Here is a 5304-nt window from a genome sequence, read left to right on the forward strand (position 1 = left end):
GGGCATTGTTACTTTACCTTAAAAGATCGGGATAGTTCGGTGAGCTGTGTAATGTTCAGAAGCCAGGCCCGGCGCGCCAGCATTACTCCGCAAGACGGCATGGAGGTCATAGCCCGGGGGGCGGTGTCGGTGTACGCCCCGCAGGGCAAATACCAGCTCTATGTCCAGGAATTGCGGCCTTATGGCATCGGCGCCTGGCAGATATACCTGGAAAAAATCAGGGAAAAGTGCCAGGCAGCAGGATATTTTGATGTGGAGCGAAAAAAAACCATTCCCGGCCAGGTCAACCGGGTGGGGATCATCACCTCCCAGGATGGAGCCGCTCTGCAGGACATTCTCAAGATCATCCGCCAGCGTCATCGGCGCTGCCAGGTCATTCTGGTACACAGTGCGGTGCAGGGCAATGATGCCCCCCGGGAACTGGCCGAAGGCCTGCGCCTGCTCAATGAGCATGGCGGGGTAGAGGTCATCATTTTGGGGCGCGGCGGAGGTTCATGGGAAGACTTGATGCCCTTTAATACCGAAACGGTGGTAGAGGCTATCTTTAATTCCAGGATACCGGTCATCACCGCCATCGGCCACGAAGTTGATTTCAGCCTGGCCGACCTGGCTGCAGATTTACGGGCGGCTACACCGACTCAGGCCGGGGTATTGGCAGTGCCGGATATGAATCTGTTGGAGTCTGCCCTGTCAAAGCAGCAGGAGCGCCTCATAGCGGCGGTAACCCGTAAATTGACCCGGAATATGGAGAACCTGGACCGTATTATGATGAAAAAGGTGTGGAAAGACCCGGCTCAATTGATAAAACAACACTATGACCGCTTGCAGCAGGCTGAGCTCGGCCTCAATCAGGCTATGACAACGCTGACTGAACAAAAATCAGTCAGGCTGGCCCTTTTAACGGCCGGCCTGGACGGAGTCAGCCCCTTAAAAACCATGCAGCGCGGTTATGCTTTGATAAAGTCGGGTCCCGCGGTGGTAACCCGGGGAGAGCAGGTGGAACTGGGCGGCGAACTGCAGGTATGCATGCAGGACGCCGATTTAAAGGTCAAAGTAATGGAGAAGGAGGCCGTATCCCGGTGGAAAATATGAGCTTTGAAAAAGCGTTGGAGAGGCTCGAAACGATTGTGGAAATGCTTGAGAACGGCACCTTGGATTTGGAGGCCTCGGTCAAGCTTTTCGAGGAAGGCATTGTTCTCTCGGTCCGCTGCCAGCAGGAGTTGCAGAAGGCTGAGGGACGGGTGCAGCAGCTGGTAAAGAAGCTGGACGGCGGCTGGGAACTGGCTGATATCTGATTTGACAATTCTGAACGATTACAGGCTAAGCGAGGGGATACACGAATGGGGTTCGATAAAACCGGATTTTTGAAGCAGTTACAAACCCGCAAAGAGCAAATCGATCGCAGTCTGTTGGGATTTCTCCCGGTTGACGTTTACCCGCCGATTATTCATGAGGCCATGTATTACGCAGTGTCCAATGGAGGCAAACGCCTGCGCCCCATCATGGTAGTGGAAGGAGCCCGTTTAGCCGGCATACCGGCCGATTCGGTAATGCTTACCGCCTGCGCCATAGAAATGATCCACTGTTATTCGCTGGTGCATGATGACTTGCCCAGCATGGATGATGATGACCTGAGACGGGGTAAACCCACCTGCCATATTGTTTACGGGGAGGCTGCCGCTGTCTTGACCGGGGATGCCCTTCTGAGCCGGGCCTTTGAATTAATGGCGGCCAATGCCTCGGTGTCCGGGGTAACTCCACAGGCAGCGGTTGAAATGATTGGGGAAGTGGCTGTTGCCATCGGCAGTACCGGCATGATCGGCGGACAGGTTCTGGATCTGCAATGGGAAGGGCAGCAGATTCCCTTTTCAGACCTGCAACGCCTGCACCTGCTTAAGACCGGGGCACTTTTCCGGGCTTCCCTGAGGTCCGGCGCCATACTGGGAGGAATGGAAGCCCAACAGCTGCAGGACCTGACCGATTATGCCCGGCATTTTGGATTGGCATTTCAGATCACGGACGATATTCTTGATGTTTGCGGGGAAGAGGAAATCATCGGCAAACCGGTAGGGAGTGACCAAAAGAACGCTAAAACCACTTACGTCAGCCTGTTCGGCCTAAAAGGCGCTCTGGATATGGCCCGGCAAAGTGTCGAACAGTGCATGGCGAGTCTGCGGGGATTTGGAGACGAGGCCGATTTCCTGCGCGATCTGGCCAGGTTTACCCTCTTCCGGCAGAGCTGAAAAGTTGGCCCTTGTCTTGCCGGCCAGTCTATAAGCGCGTATACTTTAGTGCCGCTTATCAGCATGGCGATTTGAGCCCCAGGGACGTTAACAAGCGGTTTTAGGGGCACTCCTGGCTTTTCACGCAACTGGAAGCTGGATTTTATACATGATATAATATGTACTGAAAGGACTGGCAAAAGGTTGCAGTATTCTAGTCAACCCTATCTGTTTTAAAGACGGGGCTAAAAATCCGTTAAGGGCACATCGATGAAGCTTCTGGTATCGGCTTTTGACGCCCAGTCAGGGGTCGTTGCTGGGAGTTAAGGATGTGTGGGGAATCTGCAATGGCATGCGGGCTCTACCCATACATCTGTGGAGGCTCGCCATTTCGATGGCGGGAAAACCTGCATTCTGGTAAAAAAGCTGGGTGTAGTGTAGCCTGCCTTGAGTGGGGGCGGCGAATAGGCGCATGTGGGTTGTGCTTATCTTGGCCGAGATAGTATGGCTTGCTTTGAAACCGTTGCTGCAAAAGAGGCTAGAAACCGATGTGGGTTGTTGAGGAAAACTCCTAGACTGAGTGCGGGTGCACGGTTTATTGGGGATTAAAGTGCGTACTAAGTGGTAATCCAGTTCTGCTGTCGGTGACGCAGCAGAGCAGGCGTAAAGGGAAATCGCCCATTTGGCAACAATTGGGTGTCCTGCTGGGAAAACCGTCTGGACCTAAGTCGCAGCGTTTACTCAATGAACAACCTTTTGCCAGGACCGCTATTTCTGGAGGATAAATCAGCTTGTCTGGTTACATACGAAAAAATCACCTGATATCGGCCATGTTTATGGCCTTTTTGACCTTTGTCATCGCTCTGTTGATGAGCATTGGTTCTGAGGGACTGGTTAAAGCGGTCAATCAGATAGCGGTGGCCATTGGCCTGTTGATCGTAATAATTTTTTGGGGAATATTTTTTGATATTATCGGAACAGCTGTAACCGCTGCTGAATTGCCGCCTTTCAATGCCAGGGCGGCAAAAAAAATATTTGGGGCCAGGCAGGCCGTCAAGCTAATTCACAATGCCGGACTGGTGGCCAACTTCTGCAGCGATGTAGTGGGAGATATCGCAGGAACATTGAGCGGGGCCATAGGAGCGGGTATCGCGGTAAGCCTTTTGAACCGTTTCCCGCTGGCAGACGCTATCTGGATGGGCGCAGCCGTAACCAGCTTGATTGCAGCCGCGACAGTCGGAGGCAAAGCCCTGGGAAAACACCTGGCGGTCAATTATGCCAATCAAATTATTTTTCGGGTAGCGATTGTGATCGGTTGGTGGGAAAACCTCACTGGAATGGAATTATTTAAGAAGTAGAAGGTGTAACCGTGTCTATACTTGAAAAGATAGACTCACCACAGGATTTGCGCCGGCTGAATAAAGCCCAGCTGACCCTGCTGGCCGAAGAGATAAGAGAATTGTTGATACACAGCGTATCCGAATGCGGGGGCCACCTGGCCTCCAACCTGGGCGTAGTTGAATTGACCTTGGCCCTGCACTATGTTTTTGACACCGCCACCGACCGCATCATTTGGGATGTGGGTCACCAGAGTTATGTACACAAAATATTGACCGGGCGCCGCCAGCAGATGGCGACTTTACGCCAGTTCGGAGGCTTGAGCGGTTTCCCCAAAACCGAAGAATCACATCACGATGCTTTTAATACCGGACACAGCAGCACTTCCATCTCAGCAGCTCTGGGGATGGCTCTGGCCCGGGATCTGATGGGACAGAAGTATTCAGTCTTAGCGGTTATAGGCGATGGTGCGCTCACAGGCGGAATGGCATTTGAGGCCCTCAATCATGCCGGGCATCAAGGCTGCGACATCACCGTAATCTTGAACGATAATGAGATGTCTATCTCCAAAAATGTTGGCGCCCTTTCCAGCTACTTGAACCGCCTGCGCACTGACCCGTCATACTCCCGGACCAAGGAGGAGATCGAATCCCGTTTAAACCGCATACCCGCAATTGGACCGAACATTGCCAGAGCAGCCGGGCGCATGAAGGAAATGGTCAAAAACCTGGTAGTGCCGGGGATTCTTTTTGAAGAGCTGGGCTTTACTTATATAGGACCGGTTAACGGCCACAACCTGGATGAATTATACTTGATGCTGTCTAATGTCAAGCAGATGAAAGGCCCGGTATTGATTCATGTCATCACCCAGAAAGGGCGCGGTTACGAGCCGGCCAGTTTAGAGCCCGACCTGTTCCACGGCATCGGTCCATTTAATGTGGAGACCGGGCACCCCCTCAAGAAACCTTTTCTGACCTATACCGAGATATTCGGTGAGTATATGCTCAACCGGGCCAAAACCGACTCAAAAGTAGTGGCCATTACCGCTGCCATGACCAGCGGTACCGGTTTATCCGCTTTCGCGGCATGTTATCCGCAGCGGTTTTTCGATGTAGGTATATGTGAACAGCATGCCGTCACCCTGGCGGCCGGCATGGCCAAAATGGGGTTAAGACCGGTGGTAGCCATATATTCTACGTTTTTGCAGAGGGCTTATGATCAGATCATTCATGATGTAAGCATGCAGAAGCTGCCGGTTATTTTCGCCGTGGACCGGGCCGGGCTGGTAGGCGAAGACGGTCCCACACATCATGGCGTATTCGATCTGGCCTATTTGAGAAATGTCCCCAACCTCACCGTAATGGCTCCCTCAGACAAAGAAGAATTGATAAAGATGCTGGACGCCGCTTTTACTTTATCGGGCCCGGTGGCCATACGCTACCCGCGGGGGGTGGCGGAGAGCCATATCGAAGCTGCTGATATATTGGAAGTAGGGCGGGCCAGGTTGATATGCGAAGGCCAGGATATTGCCATCATGGCTATTGGACGAGCCGTGAATATTGCCCGGGATGTAGTGGCGAAACTAAGTCGTCTGGGAATATCGGCAGCCCTCCTGGATGCCCGCTTCGCGAAACCCCTGGACACAGCCGCTATTCTGCAGCGGGCCCAGGCAGGAGCCAGGATAGTGACCATGGAAGAAAACTGCCTCAACGGCGGGGTTGGCAGCGGGGGTTCCGATGTGCTG

The 5304-nt window shown here is 53.1% G+C and carries 5 protein-coding genes; all 5 read left to right on the forward strand.

All coding sequences use genetic code 11. The features are described 5' to 3' along the window. Positions 1-1092 (forward strand): exodeoxyribonuclease VII large subunit (gene xseA, locus B2633_RS08230; RefSeq protein ID WP_483170121.1); only part of this gene is annotated, 1092 nt, incomplete at its 5' end. Then, entirely contained in the window at positions 1089-1295 is a 207-nt protein-coding gene (gene xseB, locus B2633_RS08235) for an exodeoxyribonuclease VII small subunit (RefSeq protein ID WP_483170140.1), read from the forward strand. The genes xseA and xseB, both read left to right, overlap by 4 nt. 45 nt (positions 1296-1340) lie before the next feature. Then, a complete protein-coding gene (locus tag B2633_RS08240) occupies positions 1341-2243 on the forward strand; it encodes a polyprenyl synthetase family protein (RefSeq protein ID WP_483170122.1) in 903 nt (300 codons plus the stop codon). A gap of 770 nt (positions 2244-3013) precedes the next feature. After that, positions 3014-3580: a hypothetical protein gene (locus B2633_RS08245; protein WP_483170123.1), complete on the forward strand. Its 567-nt coding sequence runs from the start codon at positions 3014-3016 to the stop codon at positions 3578-3580. 11 nt (positions 3581-3591) lie between these two features. Then, on the forward strand, positions 3592-5304 hold a 1713-nt coding region (gene dxs, locus B2633_RS08250; protein ID WP_483170124.1), incomplete at its 3' end, for a 1-deoxy-D-xylulose-5-phosphate synthase.

Origin of the sequence: Syntrophomonas sp. UBA1041 (genome assembly GCF_002316705.1) — a bacterium.
GTDB lineage: Bacteria > Bacillota > Syntrophomonadia > Syntrophomonadales > Syntrophomonadaceae > DTU019.